The following is a 17,813-nucleotide window of genomic DNA, read 5'->3' on the forward strand; positions in this document are numbered from 1 at the left end:
AAACGCGCTTTTTAGCGCCGACGTGCAGATCGCACACCAGCAACCGCCGTCACGACGCCAAGCACCTGCGTGAGCCGCGCTGCATCGGCGATTTCCACAGTGAACGTCATCCATGCCGTGCCCTTGACCGATTGCGTCTGCACGCCGATCACGTTCATCTTCTCTCTTGCGAACACATCGGAGATGTCCCGCAGCAAGCCTTGGCGGTCGGCCGCTTCCACGGCGACGTCGACCGCATACATCGGTGCTTCGCCGCCCTTGGCCGCTCCCCACTCGACGTCGATCACGCGCTCGCCGTCGCGGGAGGCCATCATCCGGAAATTGCTGCAGTCGGTGCGGTGGACGCTCACGCCATGGCCACGGGTCACGAAGCCGCTGATGGCATCGGGCGGCGCGGGCTTGCAGCACTTGGCAAGCTGAGTCATCAACGAAGACACGCCCACCACCAGCACGCCGCCCTTGCCTGACTTTTCGCTGGCGCGCGGCTTCTTGATCTGCACGCCGTCGTCGGGGTTCGGCGCGGGCTCGGGCGGGCGCAACAGCATCTCGATGTTGCGCAGAGAGAACTCGTCCTTGCCGACCACCTCGAACAGATGATCCGCCGATTTGAACCCCAGCTGAGAAGCCAGGTCCTCGAGCCGCGTGGACGTCTTGCCTTCGCGCTGCAGCAGTTTCTCGACGGCCTCGCGCCCGCGCGCCACGGTTTCGTGCGTGATCTGCGCATTGAACCACGCGCGCACCTTGGCGCGGGCGCGGTGGCTTGCAAGATAGCCCAGCTCGGCGTTGAGCCAATCGCGCGACGGACCGCCTTCCTTGGCCGCGATGATCTCGACCGTCTGCCCGTTGGACAACGGCGTGTTGAGCGGCACCATCGCCCCGTCGACACGCGCGCCGCGGCAGCGATGGCCGAGCGTGGTGTGCACGGTATAGGCAAAGTCGACCGGCGTTGCGCCCTGCGGCAGTTCGACGATCGCCGCGTCGGGCGTCAGCACATAAATGCGGTCGTCGAAGAGGCCCTGCCCCTGCGAGCCGCCCGAAAGGTCGCGCTCCCACGCCAGCAGTTGGCGCAGCACGGCGATCTTCGCGTCGTACTCTCCGCTCGCCCACACGCCCGCATAGCCCTTGTGCCCTGCTTCCTTGTAGGCCCAGTGCGCCGCCACGCCATGCTCGGCATGGTCGTGCATTTCTTCCGTGCGAATCTGGATCTCGATCGGCTTGCCCGGCTTGCCGTCGACCCGCTCTCGCACCACGGTGTGCAGCGACTGGTAGCCGTTCGGCTTGGGCCGCGCGATGTAGTCGTCGAACTCTTCGTCGATGGGGAGGAAATGCGAGTGCACCCAGGCCAGCGCCGCGTAGCAATCCTTCACGTCGGGCACCACCACGCGCAGCGCCAGGATGTCGAACACCTGCGCGAAGTCGAGCGACTTGCCGCGCATCTTCTTGACGATGCTGTAGATGTTCTTCGGCCGCCCCTGCACCGTGGCGCGCACGCCTTCAGCCTGCAGCTCGCGTTCGAGCTGCGAGCGCAGCTGCTCGATGTGGCCTTCGCGTTCGACCCGCTTCTCGTCGAGCAGGCGCGCAATCAGCTTGTAGGTTTCGGGTTCCAGAAAGCGGAACGAGAGGTCTTCGATCTCCCACTTCACCTGCCAGATGCCGAGCCGGTTGGCCAGCGGCGCGAACACCTGCAGCGACTCGCGCGCCACGCTCTCGGGCGCCGGCTGCTTGCTGGCCGCGGCATGCCGCAAGGTCTGCAGCCGCGAAGCCAGGCGCAGCATCACGACGCGCAGATCGCGCGAGAACGCGAGCAGCATCTTGCGTACGTTCTCGGTCTGCGCGCCCGCGCCTTCCGACAGGTGATGGCCCTGCGACGCCGAGCGGGCTTGCTCCTGCACGCGAACCAGCTTGGTGGTCTCGACCGCCAGCGCGGCGAAGTTATCGCCGAACACCTTGGCGATGACTTCCTGCGGACGGTTCAGGTGCTGGCACGAGTAAACCAGATAGCTCGCGGCCTGCATGGCCTCGGAGCCGCCCATCTTCGCGACGATGGCGGCCACCGCATCGGCATGCGCCAGCGTGTTCTCGCCGGTGTCGAGCTTTTCGTCGGCAATCAGCGGCTCGGCAAACGCGCGCGCTCGGGCGAGCATGTTCTCCATGACCGGGGTGCGATCGGCCGTTGCGGCGGACAACGGATAGTCGACCATCGCCGTATCGGACATGTGTGCCGTCTGGAGGCTCGAAGACTCGCGCTTCACGTGGGACTCAATCGAACAAGAAGGATGTGACGACGGCGGCCTGCGCGGGATCGACGAAGGTCGGCGCATGGCCCACGCCGTCGAACTCGAACAACGCCGCGCGCGGGCCGCGCTCTGTCATCGCAAGGGCCGTTTCGCGCGACAGCAGATCCGACTGGGCGCCGCGTGTCACGAGCGTGCGCGCATCGATGGCGTCGTACAGGCTCCACATCACCGCGCCGCCCTGGGCCGCGGCCTCGGGCGTGATGGCGCGCAGCGCCACGGCGATGGCCGGGTCGTAGTGAAGCAACCAGGGCCCGGCGCTGTCGTTCTCAACGACATCTGCTTTGCCCGAACCATCGGCCGTGCGCTGAGACGCCGGCACCACCATGTGCTGCGACAAGGCAAGCCATTGGGCGGGCGTGTGCGGGCCGAAGCTGGTCGAGATTGCCCACATGGCATCGGCTGCCTCCTGTACGCTCGCGTAGCGGCCGCCTTGCCCCACGTAGGCGCCGATGCGCTGAATGGCCGCCGCCTCGATGGTCGGGCCGACGTCGTTCACGACAAAGCGGCGTATCGGCCGGGCCAGCGGCAATTGCTTGTGGCCCGCCAGCACGAAGCCGATCAGCCCGCCCATGCTGGTGCCCAGATAGTCGAGCGTGTCGATCGGCTGTTCGCGATGCAGTTGCGCTATCAACGCCAGCATGTCGGCCGCATAGACCGGCACCTGGTAAAGCGCCGCATTGCGCAGCCAGTCGCTCCGGCCGCGCCCTGCGACGTCGGGGCAGACCACGCGCACGTTCCCGTCGGCGCGCGCCACGATGGCCTGGGCCAGCACATCGAAATCGCGCCCTTGCCGGGTCAGGCCGTGCACGCACATGACCACATGCGCGCTGCGCGCGTCGCCCCATTGCCAATAGGCCATGCGATGGCCGCCCTGGGCGTCATCGCACGCCACGTAATGAAGCGTCGGGTCGGTCATGAAAACGAAGTCGTCCTGGTGCGGATAATGGTCTCGTCGCATCCTAATTCATCCGGAGATTGATCTTCATGCTCAAAGGCAAAACCGCGCTTGTCACGGGGTCCACCAGCGGCATTGGCTTTGCCATTGCCAAGGCACTTGCACAGCAAGGCGCACATATCGTGCTCAACGGCTTCGGCGATGCCGAGGCCCCCAAGTCCCAGATCGAGGCGCTCGGCGTGCGCGCCGAATACCACGGCGCCGACATGAGCAAACCCGATCAGATCGAAGACATGATGAAGTTCGCGGCGGCCCGGTTCGGCCGCGTCGACATCCTCGTGAACAACGCCGGCATCCAGCACGTGGCAAAGGTCGAAGACTTTCCGCCGGAACGTTGGGACGCCATCATCGCCATCAACCTTACGAGCGCGTTTCATACGACCCGGCTGGCGATCCCGGCCATGCGCGAAGCCAACTGGGGGCGCATCGTCAATGTGGCGTCGGCCCACGGGCTGGTCGCTTCCGCGCAGAAGTCGGCCTATGTGGCGGCCAAGCACGGCATCGTCGGCTTCACCAAGTCGGTTGCGCTCGAAACCGCGACCACCGGCATCACCAGCAACGCGATTTGCCCCGGGTGGGTGCTGACCCAACTGGTGCAAAAGCAGATCGACGACCGCGCGGCACGGGAAGGCATTTCGGCCGAGCAGGCGCAGAACGAACTGCTCGGAGAAAAGCAGCCTTCGCTGCAATTCACCACGGTGGAGCAGCTCGGTGGCCTTGCGGTATTCCTGTGCTCGCCCGCCGCCGACCAGGTGCGCGGCGTGGCCTGGCAAATGGACGGCGGCTGGACCGCGCAGTAATCAGGACAGCGGGACAGCGGCTCGGCAGTGCCCGCTGGCCGCTCTCCCTTACTTGAGCTGCACCGATCCCGATACGTTCACGACCACCGCGGTCTTGCCGGCTTCCACCGGCACCGGCGCATCGGCGGAAAAGGATTTGGCTGCTGCCGCCATCATGCGGGGCCGGATCGGGCCGCTGTCGTTCGCATTCACCGAAACTTCGCGCAGCGTGTAGCCGCCGAAGCCGAAGCCCTTGGCCAGTTCGTTGGCCTTCTGCTTGAAGTTGTCGATGGCGATCGTCTGCGCCTCGGTCTCGGTCCTGGCGCGCTGCTCGCGGCTCAGCGCAAAGCCGACGTTGCCCACATTGAGCGTGGTGATGCGGCCCGCGGTCTGCGTGATGCGGGGGAAGTCGCGCCCCTCGAGCACCATTTCCGCGGAACCTTGCCAGCCGTTTATCTTGCCTTCACGCGTGTAGCGCGGCGACAGGCTGAAGTTGCCGGTACGCACGTCGAGCTGGCCCGGCTGTGCGTTTTTCTTGGCTTCGGCCAGCGCGGCGTCCACCGCGGCCTTGAGTTGCGACTGAACCGTCGCGGCATCGGTAGCGTCGCGGGTGGTGGTGAGCGTCATGCTCAGCAAATCCTGCTGCACTTCGACGGTGCCCGAGGCGGTGAGCTGCAGCACGTTCTGCGGCGGCGCGGCCATGTTCTGGGCCATGGCAGTCCCCGCGGCTCCGGCCGCGGCCAATGCGACACAAGCCGCGATCAATTTGATTTTTTTCAAGACGAAATACTCCCTGGATTGGTATTCAACTCAACAAGAACGCAGGACCGCGGGCCCGTCGCCTCAGCGGCGCTGGCTGCGGGGCAAGGTCAATGCGCGGGTCGCCGAGATCGGCGCTGGCGCGATTCGCTCGGCCGGTTGCGATTCTGCCGAATTCAAAACGTTGGGGGTTCCAGGCGGCGTCCACTGCCTTCGCACCTGCTGCCGCAACTCGAAGAGTTCGGCCGCCGTGAGGCGCCGGCCGGCCGCGGCCTCCTCGCGGCGGATCTCGTCGCGCTGGGCCGCACGGTGGGCGGCCACGGCTTCCCGCACTTCGCTTCGGCGTGTGTCGCCAACTTTGAGAAAGTCCCCAGCGAGGGCCAAGGCAGGGCCAAAGCTGCAGGCCACGATGATCGGCAACGCGGGAAAAAAAGTTCTCATTGAGCACAAAAGTCACAGGACAGGCCGGACTTTGCCACCGCTGAGCGAACGTCGGATGACTAGACAGCGAGCGACCGCAAGTTTTGTAACTTAGTGTCAAACCATAAGTAAAACCGGCTCAACCGGGGGCTAACGCCTTCAGAATCGGCGCTGTTACAAATTCAACGTTGTAGAAATGACTCAAGTTCCCGCTCGCACCGACAAGATCGTGATCGTCGACGACGACGCCCGCATCCGCGACCTGCTTCGCCGCTACCTCACCCAGGAAGGTTTCGAAGTGATCGTGGCCGAGGACGGCAAGGCGCTCAACCGCATCCTGCTGCGCGACACGGTCGACCTGATCGTGCTCGACCTGATGATGCCCGGCGAAGACGGCCTTTCCGTCTGCCGCCGGCTGCGCGCCGCCAACGACCGCACGCCGATCATCATGCTCACCGCCAAGGGCGAAGACGTCGACCGCATCGTCGGCCTCGAAGTCGGCGCCGACGACTACCTCGGCAAGCCGTTCAACCCCCGCGAATTGCTGGCCCGCGTGCATGCCGTGCTGCGCCGGCGTCCGCCGCTCGAGGCACCGGGCGCCCCTTCCACCGAGAACGAAACCGTCACGTTCGGGCCGTTCGCCTTCGATCTCGGCTCGCGCACGCTCAAGAAGGACGGCGAGGAACTGTCCCTCACCACCGGCGAATTCGCGATGCTGAAGGCGCTGGTGCGCCACCCGCGCCAGCCGCTGTCGCGCGAAAAGCTCGCGCAACTGGCCCGCGGCCGCGAGTTCGAGCCCTTCGACCGCAGCCTCGACGTGCAGATTTCGCGCCTGCGCAAGCTGGTCGAGGCCGACGCCGCGGCACCCCGCTACATCCAGACCGTGTGGGGCGTGGGCTACGTGTTCGTGCCGGACGGCGCGGCCTGAACGACGTTCAGAGGTGGCCATCGGCCTGCAATCCGCCAGAACCAGCCCAGCCCAAGAGGACGGCGCCCAGGTCACGATGCCGAGCCCCCTCGAGGGCTCCGGCCAGCGCGACCGGCGGCCGGGCCTCAAGGTCGGCTTCAGCCTTTTCTGGCGCACGTTCTTCCTGCTCGCACTGCTGCTGATCGGCTGCACGGTCGCCTGGCTGCAGACTTTTCGCTCGCTCGAGTACGAGCCGCGCGCCATCCAGACCGCGCACCAGATCGCCTCGCTCGTGAACCTCACGCGCGCGGCGCTGGTGTACTCGGACGCGATCACGCGGGTGTCGCTCATCAAGACGCTGGCCGACCAGGAAGGCGTGCGCATCCTCCCGCGCGAGCCCAACGACCGTTTTCAGCCCTACACCAGCGGCGCGCTCGACCAGCGCGTGACTGAAGAGCTGATCGACCAGCTCGGCGAAGGCACCACGGTGGCCAGCCGCGTCAACGAGGAGCCGGGCCTGTGGATCGGGTTCACCATCGAGAGCGACGCCTACTGGCTGCTGCTCGACCCGACCCGCTTCAGCCGCGTGGGTGGCCGCACCTGGCTGGTCTGGCTCAGCACGGCCATGGCGCTGTCCCTGGCCGGCGCGGCGCTGATCACGCGGCTGATCAACCTGCCGCTCAAGCAGTTGTCGCGCGCCACCATGCAGGTGCGCGAAGGCGAATACGAGGCACACCGGCTCGACGAGCGCGCCCGCACCAACGAGATCCGCGCGGTGAACATCGGCTTCAACCGCATGGCCGACCAGCTCGCCAAGATCGAGCAGGACCGCGCCATCATGCTGGCCGGCATCTCGCACGACCTGCGCACCCCGCTGGCGCGCCTGCGGCTCGAAACCGAGATGAGCGTGGCCGACGAAGACGCGCGCGACCACATGGCGGCCGACATCGCCCAGCTCGACGCCATCATCGACAAGTTTCTCGACTACGCTCGCCCCGACCACGTCGACCCCAAGCCCGTGCTGCTGCGCGACGTGGTCGATGCCTGCACCTACGCCGTGCAGGACTACGAGGAAATGAATATCCGGGTCGATGTGCCGGCCGACCTGCGCGTGATGGGCGACGAAGTCGAGCTCACGCGCGTGATCTCCAACCTGGTGGAAAACGCACGGCGCTACGGCAAGACGCCTTCGACCGGCGTGGCCGACGTGGTGATCCAGGCCCAGTCGAACAATGATGCGGTGCTGATCAAGGTGCGGGACCACGGCGCAGGCGTCGAGCCCGCCCTGCTCTCGCAATTGACCAAGCCCTTCTTCCGCGGCGACGTGGCCCGCACCTCGGCGGCCGGCGCCGGCCTCGGCCTGTCGATCGTCGCCAAGAACATCGAACGCATGGGCGGCACCTTTGCGCTCACCAGCACGCCGGGACGCGGCCTTGCGGCGCACATTCGCATGCCGCGTGCCATGCCGGTGCCAAAACCGGCGGAAGCACCCGGCGGCCGCCGGGCTTGATCAGCCCATAGCCCGTCGGCCGCGCATCAGCGGTGCCTCGCTGCCGGTTCAGCGGTAGAGCAGCACCACCGCCCGCGCTTCCATTGCACGGCCCTCGCCGACGGGACCCAGCTTTTCGGCCGTCTTGGCTTTTACGTTGACCTGATCGGGCGCGAGCCCCAGTGTCTGCGCAATACATTGGCACATCGCCGGAATATGCGGCGCCAGCTTGGGCGCCTGCGCGATCACCGTGCTGTCGACATTGCCGATCTCCCAGCCCACCGCACGCACGCGGCGCGCCGCCTCGGCCAGCAGCGCCGCCGAATCGGCGCCGCGAAACTGTGCATCGGTGTCGGGGAAATGCCGGCCGATGTCGCCCAGGCCCGCCGCGCCGAGCAATGCGTCGGTAATGGCATGCAGCAGCACGTCGGCGTCCGAATGCCCCAGCAGGCCCGTGGTGTGCGGCACCTCGACACCGCCCAGGATCAGCTTGCGTCCCGCCACCAGCTGGTGAACGTCCCAGCCCTCGCCGACACGAATATGGAACGGTGCCGTCATGCCACGGCCTTCTTGCGGCCGAGCAGAACCGCTTCGGCCAGCGCGAAGTCTTCGGGAAACGTCACCTTGAAATTCTGTGCGCTGCCCGGAACCAGCAGCGGCGAAAGACCGATCGCCTCGATCGCGCCGGCTTCGTCCGTCACCGCATCGCCCGCGCGTTCCAGCGCATCGAGCAGCATGCCGATGCGGAACATCTGCGGTGTCTGGGCCAGCCACTTGTCGGCGCGGGACAGCGTCTGCGAAACCCGGCTATCGGCCGAAGACACCTTCAGCGTATCGGCCAACCGGTGCGCCAGCAGGCCGCCGACGGCGTCGTGTTCGCACGCCGCAATCAGCGCCTCGATCTGGCTCGATGTGACGAGGCAGCGCGCCGCATCGTGCACCAGCACCCAGTCGTGCGCCCCGGCGCCTTTCTGCCGCAACGCGGCCAGGCCGTTGCGCACCGTGGCCGCGCGCGTGACGCCGCCTACCTGCAGCAGGAACTCGCCCGTCGCCGGAAAACGCGGCAGCGCTGCCTGCACATCGCGATCGTCCGGCGACACCACCACCGCCAAGCCGGCAAAGCGGCTCGCCAAAGCGCGAAAAGCCTCCACCGTGTGAGCCACCATCGACGCTCCCGCAAGCCGCTGGTATTGCTTGGGCCGGGCACCACCCGCGCGATGGCCGAAGCCGGCGCAAGGAATCAGCACAAAAAGTCGGGAGGAAGACATGGGTCCGGCACCGGCAACGGCCGGCAAGCGAATAAGGGGCCGCCATTCTAGAATCGACCGCTTCACACCCCTCGCCAGCTGACGCGGGGTGTTCTGCATTTTTAAAGCGTTCCATGGACCTCCCCCACCTCACGGCGGGCAAGCGATTCACGCTGCCGCGTCCTCCCTTGTCGGCCGACGCCTTGCTGCTGGCGCAACTGGGCATGCGCGAGAAGGCTGCCGGCCGCGCCACCGCCGTGTTCACGGCGGACGCCAACGACGCCCAGCGCCTGATCGACGAAATGGCTTTCTTCGCGCCGGACCTGCGCTGCGCCCTGTTCCCTGATTGGGAGACGCTCCCCTACGACAGCTTTTCTCCCCACCAGGACCTGATCAGCGAGCGGCTCGCCACGCTCTGGCGCATCAGCCAGAAAGAAGCCGACGTGGTGCTGGTGCCCGCCACCACAGCGCTCTACAGGCTCGCACCGCCGGCTTTCCTGGCCGGCTACACCTTCCACTTCAAGGCCAAGCAGAAGCTCGAGGAGTCGAAGCTCAAGGCCCAGCTCACGCTGGCCGGCTACAGCCATGTGACGCAGGTGGTGAGCCCCGGCGAATATGCGGTACGCGGCGGCCTGATCGACCTGTTTCCCATGGGTTCGCTGGTGCCGTTTCGCGTCGACCTGTTCGACGACGAGATCGACTCGATCCGCACCTTCGACCCCGACACCCAGCGCAGCCTCTATCCCGTGCCCGAGGTGCGGCTGCTGCCGGGGCGCGAGTTCCCGATGGACGACGACGCCCGCGCGCGCTTTCGCAGCCGCTGGCGCGAACTGCTCGAAGGCGACCCCACCAAGAGCCGCATCTACAAGGACATGGGTAACGGCGTCGCCACCGCCGGCATCGAGTACTACCTGCCGCTGTTCTTCGACGAGACGGCCACGGTGTTCGATTACTTCGGCCCGGATGCCACCGTGGTGCTGCACGGCGACCTCGAGCCGGCGTTCCAGCATTTCTGGCAGGACACGAACGAGCGCTATCGCCTGGTGCGCGGCGACCCCGAGCGGCCGGCGCTGCCGCCGGAGGCGCTGTTCCTCAACGCCGAGCAGTTCTACCAGCGCGCCAAGCCGCATGCGCAGCTTGCAATTCGTGGAAATGCAGGTGGCGACATCGCCACCGACACGCCCTACGCCGAGTTCGACAGGCTCCCGCCCTTCGCCGTGGTGCGCGGCGCGGAAGACCCGCTGGTCGGCCTCAAGGCCCACATTGCCGCCACGCCGCACCGCGTGCTGCTGATTGCCGAAAGCGAAGGCCGGCGCGAGAGCCTGCTCGACTTCCTGCGCGCGAGCGGCGTGAGCCCGCCGGCTTTCGACTCGCTGGCCGAGTTCGAGGCCTCGACGGACGAAAAAATTGGCATCGCCACTGCCGCGCTGGCCTCGGGCTTCGCGTGGCGCGAACAGGGCATCGACCTCGTCACCGAGACCGAGCTGTTCGCCACCGCGCCCACCACGCGCCGCCGCAACAAGAAGCAAGAACAGGTCAGCGACGTCGAGGCGCTGATCAAAGACCTTTCCGAGCTCAACGTCGGCGACCCGGTGGTCCACACCGCGCACGGCATCGGCCGCTACCGCGGTCTGATGCACATGGACCTGGGCCAGGGCGTGGATGCCGAAGGCAAGCCGCTGCTGCAGGAAATGCTGCACCTGGAATACGCCGACAAGGCCACGCTCTACGTGCCCGTGTCGCAGCTGCACCAGATCAGCCGCTACACCGGCGTGAGCGCCGACGAGGCGCCGCTGCACCGGCTGGGCTCCGGCCAGTGGGAGAAAGCCAAGCGCAAGGCCGCCGAACAGGTGCGCGACTCGGCCGCCGAGCTGCTCAACATCTATGCCCGCCGCGCCGCACGCGAAGGCCATGCCTTCCGCTACTCGGCCGCCGACTACGAGGTGTTCGCCAACGACTTCGGCTTCCAGGAAACGGCCGACCAGAAAGCCGCGATCCACGCCGTGGTGCAGGACATGATCTCGCCGCAGCCGATGGACCGCCTGGTCTGCGGCGACGTGGGTTTCGGCAAGACCGAGGTCGCGCTGCGCGCCGCGTTCATCGCGATCACGGGCGGCAAGCAGGTGGCGTTTCTCGCGCCCACCACGCTGCTCGCCGAGCAGCACTACCAGACGCTGGTCGACCGCTTCGCCAAGTGGCCGGTCAAGGTGGCCGAGATGAGCCGCTTCCGTTCGGCCAAGGAAATCACCACGGCGGCCAAGGGCCTGGCCGAGGGCACGGTCGACGTCGTGGTCGGCACGCACAAGCTGCTCTCGCCGTCGATCAAGTTCAAGAACCTGGGCCTGCTCATCATCGACGAGGAGCACCGCTTCGGCGTGCGCCACAAGGAAGCGATGAAGGCGATGCGCGCCGAGGTCGACGTGCTCACCCTCACCGCCACGCCCATTCCACGCACCCTGGGCATGGCGCTCGAAGGCCTGCGCGACCTGAGCGTGATCGCTACCGCGCCGCAGCGGCGCCTCGCCATCAAGACCTTCGTGCGCAACGAAGGCACGGGCGTGATCCGCGAAGCCGTGCTGCGCGAGCTGAAGCGCGGCGGGCAGGTCTACTTCCTGCACAACGAGGTCGAGACCATCGAGAACCGGCGGCAGAAGCTCGAAGAGATTCTTCCCGAAGCGCGCATTGCCGTGGCCCACGGCCAGATGCCCGAGCGCGAACTGGAACGCGTGATGCGCGACTTCGTGGCGCAGCGCTACAACCTGTTGCTGTGCTCGACCATCATCGAGACCGGCATCGACGTGCCGACCGCCAACACCATCGTGATGAGCCGCGCCGACAAGTTCGGCCTGGCGCAGCTGCACCAGCTGCGCGGCCGCGTCGGGCGCTCTCACCACCAGGCCTATGCGTACCTGATGGTGCCCGACACCGAGGGCCTCACCAAGCAGGCGGCGCAGCGGCTCGACGCCATCCAGCAGATGGAAGAGCTGGGCTCGGGCTTCTACCTCGCGATGCACGACCTCGAAATCCGCGGCACCGGCGAAGTGCTCGGCGAGAACCAGAGCGGCAACATGATGGAGATCGGCTTCCAGCTCTACAACGAGATGCTGAGCGAAGCCGTGCGCGCGCTCAAGGCCGGGCAGGAGCCCGACCTGCTCGCGCCGCTGTCGGTCACCACCGAGATCAACCTGCACGCCCCCGCCCTGCTGCCCGACGACTACTGCGGCGACGTCCACCTGCGCCTCTCGTTCTACAAGAAGCTGGCCACCGCGAAGACGCCCGACCAGATCGACACGCTGCTCGAAGAAATCGTCGACCGCTTCGGCAAGCTGCCGCCACAGGCGCAGACGCTGATCGACACGCACCGGCTGCGTGTGCTGGCGCGGCCTTATGGCGTGGTCAAGGTCGACGCGGCGCCGGGCATCATCAACATCACCTTCAAGAAGGACGCACCGGTCGACGGCATGGCCATCATCCAGCTGGTGCAGAAGAACAGGCACATCAAGCTTGCAGGCAACGAAAAGCTTCGCATCGAACGCGAACTCAAGGAGCCGAAAGACCGCGCACAGATGGTGCGCGACGTGCTGCGCAGCCTCGGTCAACCCCTCGTCAAGGAAATCGCCCCCGCATGAGCGCTACAGAATTCTCCCCCGGTCTCGTGATCCAGCGCGTGAAGCCGCCGCTGGCGCTGGCCGATTTCAAGCTGATCGCGTTCGACATGGACTCGACGCTGATCAACATCGAATGCATCGACGAAATTGCCGATGCGGTCGGCAAGAAGGCCGAGGTGGCGGCGATCACAGAAGCCACGATGCGCGGCGAGATCAAGGACTTCAAGGAAAGCCTGCGGCGCCGCGTGGCACTGCTGCAGGGCGTGCCGGTCGACGCGCTGCAGCAGGTGTATGACGAGCGGCTGAAGCTCAACCCGGGCGCAGCCGAACTGGTCGCGGCCTGCAAGGCGGCGGGCCTCAAGGTGCTGCTCGTCTCGGGCGGCTTCACGTTCTTTGCCAACCGCGTGAAAGACCGCCTGGGCATCGACTTCGCGCGCTCCAACCTGCTCGGCGAAGCCGATGGCCAGCTCACGGGCCATGTGGTGCAGCAAAGCTGGGGCGACATCTGCGACGGCGCCGAGAAGCGCCGCACGCTGCTCGAAGTCGCGTCCCTCATGGGCATTTCGCCGCAGGAAACCATTGCCGTAGGCGACGGTGCGAACGACCTGCCGATGATGGGCGAAGCCGGCCTTTCAGTGGCCTACCACGCCAAGCCGAAGGTGCGCGAACAGGCCATGGTCGCCATCAACGAAGGCGGCCTCGACCGCTTGCTGGAGATCCTCAAAAAATGACCGACACCGCCCCGCTCTACAGCGCAGACGCACTCAGGGACTACGCCAGCGCGTTGCTGCAAAAGGCCGGCCTCGCCGCATCGATGGCCGACAGCGTCGCCCGCACGCTGGTCGAGGGCGACCTGCTGGGCCATGACACGCACGGGCTCGCGCTGCTGGCCGGCTACGTGAAGGAAATCGAATCGGGCGGCATGGCGCATGACGGCGCCCCCGAGGTGCTCTCGGACCGCCCGGCCGCCGTGCTCTGGGACGGCAAGCGCCTGCCCGGCCCCTGGCTCATGGACCAGGGCCTGGACCTGCTGCTGCCGCGTGCGCGCGAACTCGGAACCGCCTCGCTCGTGATCCGGCGCAGCCATCACATCGCCTGCCTCGCGGTCTACATGCTGCGCGCGCTGCAGGAAGACATGCTGATGCTGCTCGCCTGCTCCGACCCCAACACGGCCAGTGTCGCGCCTTTCGGCGGCACGCAGGCGGTGTTCACGCCGAATCCGCTGGCCATGGGCTTTCCGCTGTCGCAGGGCGGCGTGATGGTCGACATCTCGGCCTCCATCACCACCAACGGCATGAGCAACCGCAAGCGCGCAGCCGGCGAGACCTTTGCCGAAGAGTGGCTGATCGACGCCGAGGGCAAGCCTTCGAACAACCCGCAGGTGCTGTTCGACCAGCCGCCCGGCACGCTGCTGCCGGTCGGAGGCTTGAGCCATGGCCACAAGGGCTATGGCATGGCACTGCTGGTCGAGACGCTGACGGCCGGGCTCGCGGGCCATGGCCGTGCCGATCCGCCCGAGGGCTGGGGTGCGACCGTGCACATCACGCTGCATGACCTGCACGCGTTCGGCGGCAAGGAAGCGTTCCTGCGCCAGATGGACCATGTGGCCGCGCGGTGCCGCGACAACACGCCCATCGATTCCGCGAAGCCGGTGCGCCTGCCGGGTGAAGGCGGCTTGAAACGCCGCGATGCGCAGTCGAAGAACGGGGTGCGGCTGCACCCCTCGATTGCGCGTGCGCTGCACGATGTGGAGCAGCGCTACGGGCTGCAACTCGCGCAGGCGCTGATCTGAGAAGACTGAAAAGAGGCTAGATTTCCTCGGGCGGTTCTTCCGCCCGCTCCCCGGCCGGGCGCGGTGTGCGCTTGCCGGGCCTGGCCAGGATCTCGACATAGAACTGCTTGCCGGCCTCTTTGACGACGCCGTCGATCAGGCCCGTGATGGCCGACAGGTGCACGGCTTCGGCCGTTTCCGCCGAGGTGCCGAACTTGCAATCGAAGTCCCAGAAGTCGCTGCCCTCGGGCAGAACGCGCCGGCGCTCGCGCTTGATGTACTTGCGAATCTCGTGCTTGATGGCTTCGAGGAGTCGGTCGGGGTGCTTGCCCTCGACCTGAAGCTGAAAGGTTTTTCTCATGGGTGATCCTAACGCGCCGCGCTGTGTACAGTCGGCGGTTCAATTGAAAGCAGGTGAAGACAACATGGCGCGCGCAAACGACTGGGCAAGCAAGGTAATGGCATTGGTCAACGGCGGCAACGCATCGGCGGCCATCGCGCAGATCAAGGTCGCGCCCTCGGTCAAGGACCTGAAGGCGCTCCAGACCATCATGACGCTATCGAAAATGAAAGGCCGCTATCCGAACGTGGATGCGGCCATTGCGGACAACCTGGCGCTGCTGGCGGCGCCCCGCCTGCACCGCTCGCCCTGAAGCTTCACAGGGCTTGGCCGAGGCGCTTCACGCCTTCTTCGATCTTGGCCACGTCGGCCGTCGCAAAGCTCAGCCGCAGCGTCGCCATGTCGGGCTTCTCGGCATAGAACGGCGCACCGGGCACGAAGGCCACGAGCTGCTCGATGGCGCGCTTGGCCAGTTCGCTCGCATCTGCCAGCTTGCCGTTGGCACCCGTGAGGCGGGCCCAGAAGAACAGGCCGCCCTGCGGCTGGGTGAAGCTCACCGCATCACCCAGTTCGCGCTTCAGCGCCGCGCCCATGGCCTGCGCGCGCTGGCCGTACACCTCGCGCACATGCGCCAGCGTGCCCGGCATGCGCCCGCTCTTGAGGTACTGCGCGGCGGTGGCCTGGGCAAAGGTGCTGGTGTGCGCATCGCTGAACTGCTTGCACATCGTGGCCTTGGCCAGCAGCTCGGCCGGCGCGATCATCCAGCCGATGCGCAGGCCCGGGCTCAGCACCTTGCTGAGGCTGCCGCAGTGCGCGAGCAGCTCGCGGCTGCCCGGCACGTCCTTGGCTAAAGCCAGGATCGAGGGCGGCGGCGCTTCGCCGAAGTAGAGGTCGCCGTAGGGGTCGTCCTCGACGATCAGCGTCTGGTACTTGACGGCCAGTTCGAGCACCTTCTTGCGGCGCTCCAGCGCCAGCATGGCACCGCTCGGGTTGCCGAAGGTGGGAATCAGGTAGACGAACTTGGGCTTGTGCTCGGCGATGAGCTTTTCGAGCTCGTCGGTCTTCACGCCGTTGGCGTCGATGGGGGCGCTGATGAGCTGCGCGCCGTACAGGCGAAAGCACTGGATGGTGGCCAGGAAGGTCGGGCCTTCGACGATCACCTTGTCGCCGGGCGAGATCATGGTCTTGCCCAACAGGTCGAGCGCCTGCTGGCTGCCGGTGGTGACGATCAGGCCGCCCGGGTCCACGTCCACGCCCTTGGTCTTCATGAAGGAACTGAGCTGGCTGCGCAGCGGCTCGTAGCCTTCGGTGGCGCCGTATTGCAATGCGCCGCCGGGCTCCTCGGTGAGCGCCTTCTGGCTCGCCTCCTTCAGGCCCTCGACATCGAACATGGCGCTGTCGGGAAACCCGCCCGCAAAGCTGATGATGCCGGGCTTGCCCAAGAGCTTGAAGAGCTCGCGGATGGCGGAGGTTTCGACGTTGTCGAGGCGGGAAGCGAATTGCATGGGAGGTCTCACTTTCTGAGGCGCTATTGTGGCGAAAGCCGCGGGCAATAAAGCTGCGTAAGGCCATCGGCTTTCAACGATATATTGCGCCTATCGCCGCCCTGCCTCGCATGGCAGGCGGGCGCCGCGCCTCCAGACCCCATGAAAAAAGACAACATTCCCCTCTTCTTCGCCACGCTGCAGGCGGCCAACCCCACCCCTGAAACCGAACTCGAATACGCCACGCCCTTCGAACTGCTGGCCGCCGTGCTGCTTTCCGCGCAAGCCACTGACGTGGGCGTGAACAAGGCCACGCGCAAGCTGTTTCCGGTGGCGAACACGCCGCAGGCGATCCTCCGGCTGGGCGTGGAGGGCCTCGAGGAATACATCAAGACCATCGGGCTCTACCGCAGCAAGGCCAAGCACCTGATCGCGACCTGCCGCATTCTTGTGGAGCAGCATGGCGGCGAAGTGCCGCGCACGCGCGCCGAGCTCGAGGCGCTGCCGGGGGTCGGCCGCAAGACCGCCAACGTGGTGCTCAACGTGGCGTTCGGCGAGGCGACGATTGCGGTCGACACGCACATCTTTCGCGTCGGCAACCGCACAGGGCTCGCGCCGGGCAAGACGCCGCTCGAAGTGGAACTCAAGCTCGAGAAGCGGGTGCCCTTCGAGTTCCGCTTGCATGCGCACCACTGGCTCATCTTGCATGGGCGTTATATCTGCGTGGCACGCACGCCGAAGTGCTGGGAATGCGCGGTGGCACCGTACTGCGACTACAAGCCCAAGACGCCGCGGCCCAAGTCGGCCTGAAGCGGGCCTGTTCTCCGCCCTGTTCTCGGGCCTGTTCTCGGGCCTGTTCCGGCTACATCTCGAAGGCTTCGACCTGCCGGCCATCGACGTCGGTGAAGCCGTATTCGCGCGCCAGGTCGGCCACGCGGTACACGCCGCCACTTTTCTCCAGCACCCGCGCATCGCCTGCCAGCGCGGCCACCGCGCGGCCGAGATAGCGCGGCGACTCGGTCCGTGCCAATGCCGGTTGCTCGCGCCAATGCGCCTCGTCGGACTTGTAGGCGGCCAGCACGAACTCGGTGCGCATCCAGCCCGGCGACACGGCCAGCGAAGCGACGCCGTGGGGGCGAAGCTCCTCGGCCATGCCGAAGGCCAGCCGGGTCATGGCCGATTTGGCGAGGTCGTAGAACAGGTCGCGCAGGTAGTTGCCGCGGTCCCAGAAGGTGGTGGTCACGATCAGTCCGCTCTGTTGCGCCACCATCAGCGGCGCGGCGAATCGGCCGGCGAGCAGGTGGTTGCGCACGCCGCGGTCGAACATCGAGTCCCAGTTGGAAAGCGGATGCTCCCAGAACGGCGCCTCGAACACACCAGCGAAGGTCTCGTGGCCGCCCCAGGCGTTGTTCACGAGCAGGTCCACACGACCCTGCTCGCGCTGCACCTGCGCAAAGAGCTGCTTTACCTCGTCTTCCTGCGTGTGGTCGCAACGCACCGCGATGCCGCGTCCGCCCATACGGGTGACTTCGTCGGCGGTTTCGTCGATGCTGCCGGGCAGTGCTTCGAGTTCCGAGAGCGCGAGCAACTGGCCATAGGTGTCGGCCGGCCGCTCCCGCGTGCTTCGCCCGGTGACATACACGGTGGCGCCCGCGGCGCCCAGCTCCACCGCGATGCCGCGGCCGGCACCGCGGCTGGCCCCGGTGACCACGGCCACGCGGCCTTTCAACGGCCCGTTCTTGTTGTCGGCTTGCATG

17 protein-coding genes are annotated in these 17,813 nt (G+C 66.6%); 8 read left to right on the forward strand and 9 right to left on the reverse strand.

All coding sequences use genetic code 11. The annotated features are described in order from the left end of the window. Positions 1–11: 11 nt before the first annotated feature. Both QFZ42_RS13280 and QFZ42_RS13285 read right to left on the reverse strand, forming a co-directional pair. Positions 12–2,216, reverse strand: coding sequence for a RelA/SpoT family protein (locus QFZ42_RS13280; RefSeq protein WP_373423333.1), 2,205 nt, complete (start codon positions 2,214–2,216; stop codon positions 12–14). Between the two features lie 43 nt (positions 2,217–2,259). After that, entirely contained in the window at positions 2,260–3,255 is a 996-nt protein-coding gene (locus QFZ42_RS13285; protein ID WP_307701396.1) for an alpha/beta fold hydrolase, read from the reverse strand. A gap of 26 nt (positions 3,256–3,281) precedes the next feature. Here QFZ42_RS13285 and QFZ42_RS13290 point away from each other — a divergent pair, with 26 nt between their 5' ends. Continuing rightward, positions 3,282–4,052 carry a 3-hydroxybutyrate dehydrogenase gene (locus tag QFZ42_RS13290; protein ID WP_307701397.1) on the forward strand — a complete coding sequence of 257 codons (771 nt, stop codon included), beginning with the start codon at positions 3,282–3,284 and terminating at the stop codon, positions 4,050–4,052. 48 nt (positions 4,053–4,100) lie between these two features. Here QFZ42_RS13290 and QFZ42_RS13295 read toward each other — a convergent pair whose 3' ends face one another. Both QFZ42_RS13295 and QFZ42_RS13300 read right to left on the reverse strand, forming a co-directional pair. Then, on the reverse strand, positions 4,101–4,811 hold the full coding sequence (locus tag QFZ42_RS13295; RefSeq protein WP_307701398.1) for an SIMPL domain-containing protein: 711 nt from the start codon (positions 4,809–4,811) through the stop codon (positions 4,101–4,103). A gap of 63 nt (positions 4,812–4,874) precedes the next feature. Then, the gene (locus QFZ42_RS13300; RefSeq protein WP_307701399.1) at positions 4,875–5,210 is read right to left on the reverse strand and encodes a hypothetical protein; all 336 of its coding nucleotides are present in this window, start codon (positions 5,208–5,210) and stop codon (positions 4,875–4,877) included. Between the two features lie 196 nt (positions 5,211–5,406). On the opposite strand from QFZ42_RS13300, the gene ompR reads away from it, so the two are divergent. Both ompR and QFZ42_RS13310 read left to right on the forward strand, forming a co-directional pair. After that, positions 5,407–6,138 (forward strand): osmolarity response regulator transcription factor OmpR, encoded by a 732-nt coding sequence (ompR, locus tag QFZ42_RS13305; protein ID WP_126749638.1) that lies wholly within the window; start codon positions 5,407–5,409, stop codon positions 6,136–6,138. A gap of 76 nt (positions 6,139–6,214) precedes the next feature. Beyond that, positions 6,215–7,627 (forward strand): sensor histidine kinase, encoded by a 1,413-nt coding sequence (locus QFZ42_RS13310; RefSeq protein WP_307701400.1) that lies wholly within the window; start codon positions 6,215–6,217, stop codon positions 7,625–7,627. A gap of 48 nt (positions 7,628–7,675) precedes the next feature. Here QFZ42_RS13310 and ispF read toward each other — a convergent pair whose 3' ends face one another. Continuing rightward, entirely contained in the window at positions 7,676–8,164 is a 489-nt protein-coding gene (gene ispF / locus QFZ42_RS13315; RefSeq protein WP_307701401.1) for a 2-C-methyl-D-erythritol 2,4-cyclodiphosphate synthase, read from the reverse strand. Continuing rightward, positions 8,161–8,874, reverse strand: a complete 714-nt coding sequence (gene ispD / locus QFZ42_RS13320; protein ID WP_307701402.1) for a 2-C-methyl-D-erythritol 4-phosphate cytidylyltransferase — start codon at positions 8,872–8,874, stop codon at positions 8,161–8,163. The genes ispF and ispD overlap by 4 nt, the downstream gene beginning before the upstream one ends. Before the next feature lie 113 nt (positions 8,875–8,987). Here ispD and mfd point away from each other — a divergent pair, with 113 nt between their 5' ends. Genes mfd through QFZ42_RS13335 form a run of 3 tightly spaced genes read left to right on the forward strand, consistent with a single transcriptional unit; the run spans position 8,988 to position 14,253 of the window. Beyond that, complete coding sequence (mfd, locus tag QFZ42_RS13325; protein ID WP_307701403.1) at positions 8,988–12,482, forward strand: transcription-repair coupling factor; 3,495 nt, start codon at positions 8,988–8,990, stop codon at positions 12,480–12,482. Then, positions 12,479–13,192 (forward strand): phosphoserine phosphatase SerB, encoded by a 714-nt coding sequence (gene serB, locus QFZ42_RS13330; RefSeq protein ID WP_307701404.1) that lies wholly within the window; start codon positions 12,479–12,481, stop codon positions 13,190–13,192. Before mfd ends, serB begins: the two co-directional genes overlap by 4 nt. Beyond that, positions 13,189–14,253 carry an Ldh family oxidoreductase gene (locus tag QFZ42_RS13335; protein ID WP_307701405.1) on the forward strand — a complete coding sequence of 355 codons (1,065 nt, stop codon included), beginning with the start codon at positions 13,189–13,191 and terminating at the stop codon, positions 14,251–14,253. The genes serB and QFZ42_RS13335 overlap by 4 nt, the downstream gene beginning before the upstream one ends. A gap of 16 nt (positions 14,254–14,269) precedes the next feature. Here the strand turns inward: QFZ42_RS13335 and QFZ42_RS13340 are convergent, their stop codons facing one another. Beyond that, positions 14,270–14,593, reverse strand: coding sequence for a DUF6172 family protein (locus QFZ42_RS13340; RefSeq protein WP_307701406.1), 324 nt, complete (start codon positions 14,591–14,593; stop codon positions 14,270–14,272). A 64-nt stretch (positions 14,594–14,657) separates the two neighbouring features. On the opposite strand from QFZ42_RS13340, the gene QFZ42_RS13345 reads away from it, so the two are divergent. Continuing rightward, entirely contained in the window at positions 14,658–14,885 is a 228-nt protein-coding gene (locus QFZ42_RS13345; protein ID WP_012747682.1) for a hypothetical protein, read from the forward strand. A gap of 4 nt (positions 14,886–14,889) precedes the next feature. Here the strand turns inward: QFZ42_RS13345 and QFZ42_RS13350 are convergent, their stop codons facing one another. Then, a complete protein-coding gene (locus QFZ42_RS13350) occupies positions 14,890–16,077 on the reverse strand; it encodes an aminotransferase-like domain-containing protein (protein ID WP_307701407.1) in 1,188 nt (395 codons plus the stop codon). A 141-nt stretch (positions 16,078–16,218) separates the two neighbouring features. Here QFZ42_RS13350 and nth point away from each other — a divergent pair, with 141 nt between their 5' ends. Further along, positions 16,219–16,866, forward strand: coding sequence for an endonuclease III (gene nth / locus QFZ42_RS13355; protein WP_307701408.1), 648 nt, complete (start codon positions 16,219–16,221; stop codon positions 16,864–16,866). 52 nt (positions 16,867–16,918) lie between these two features. Here the strand turns inward: nth and QFZ42_RS13360 are convergent, their stop codons facing one another. Then, positions 16,919–17,812: an SDR family NAD(P)-dependent oxidoreductase gene (locus QFZ42_RS13360; RefSeq protein ID WP_307701409.1), complete on the reverse strand. Its 894-nt coding sequence runs from the start codon at positions 17,810–17,812 to the stop codon at positions 16,919–16,921. Position 17,813 lies beyond the last annotated feature (1 nt).

Source organism: Variovorax paradoxus, from assembly GCF_030815855.1.
In the GTDB taxonomy this organism is placed as follows: Bacteria; Pseudomonadota; Gammaproteobacteria; order Burkholderiales; family Burkholderiaceae_C; genus Variovorax; species Variovorax paradoxus_M.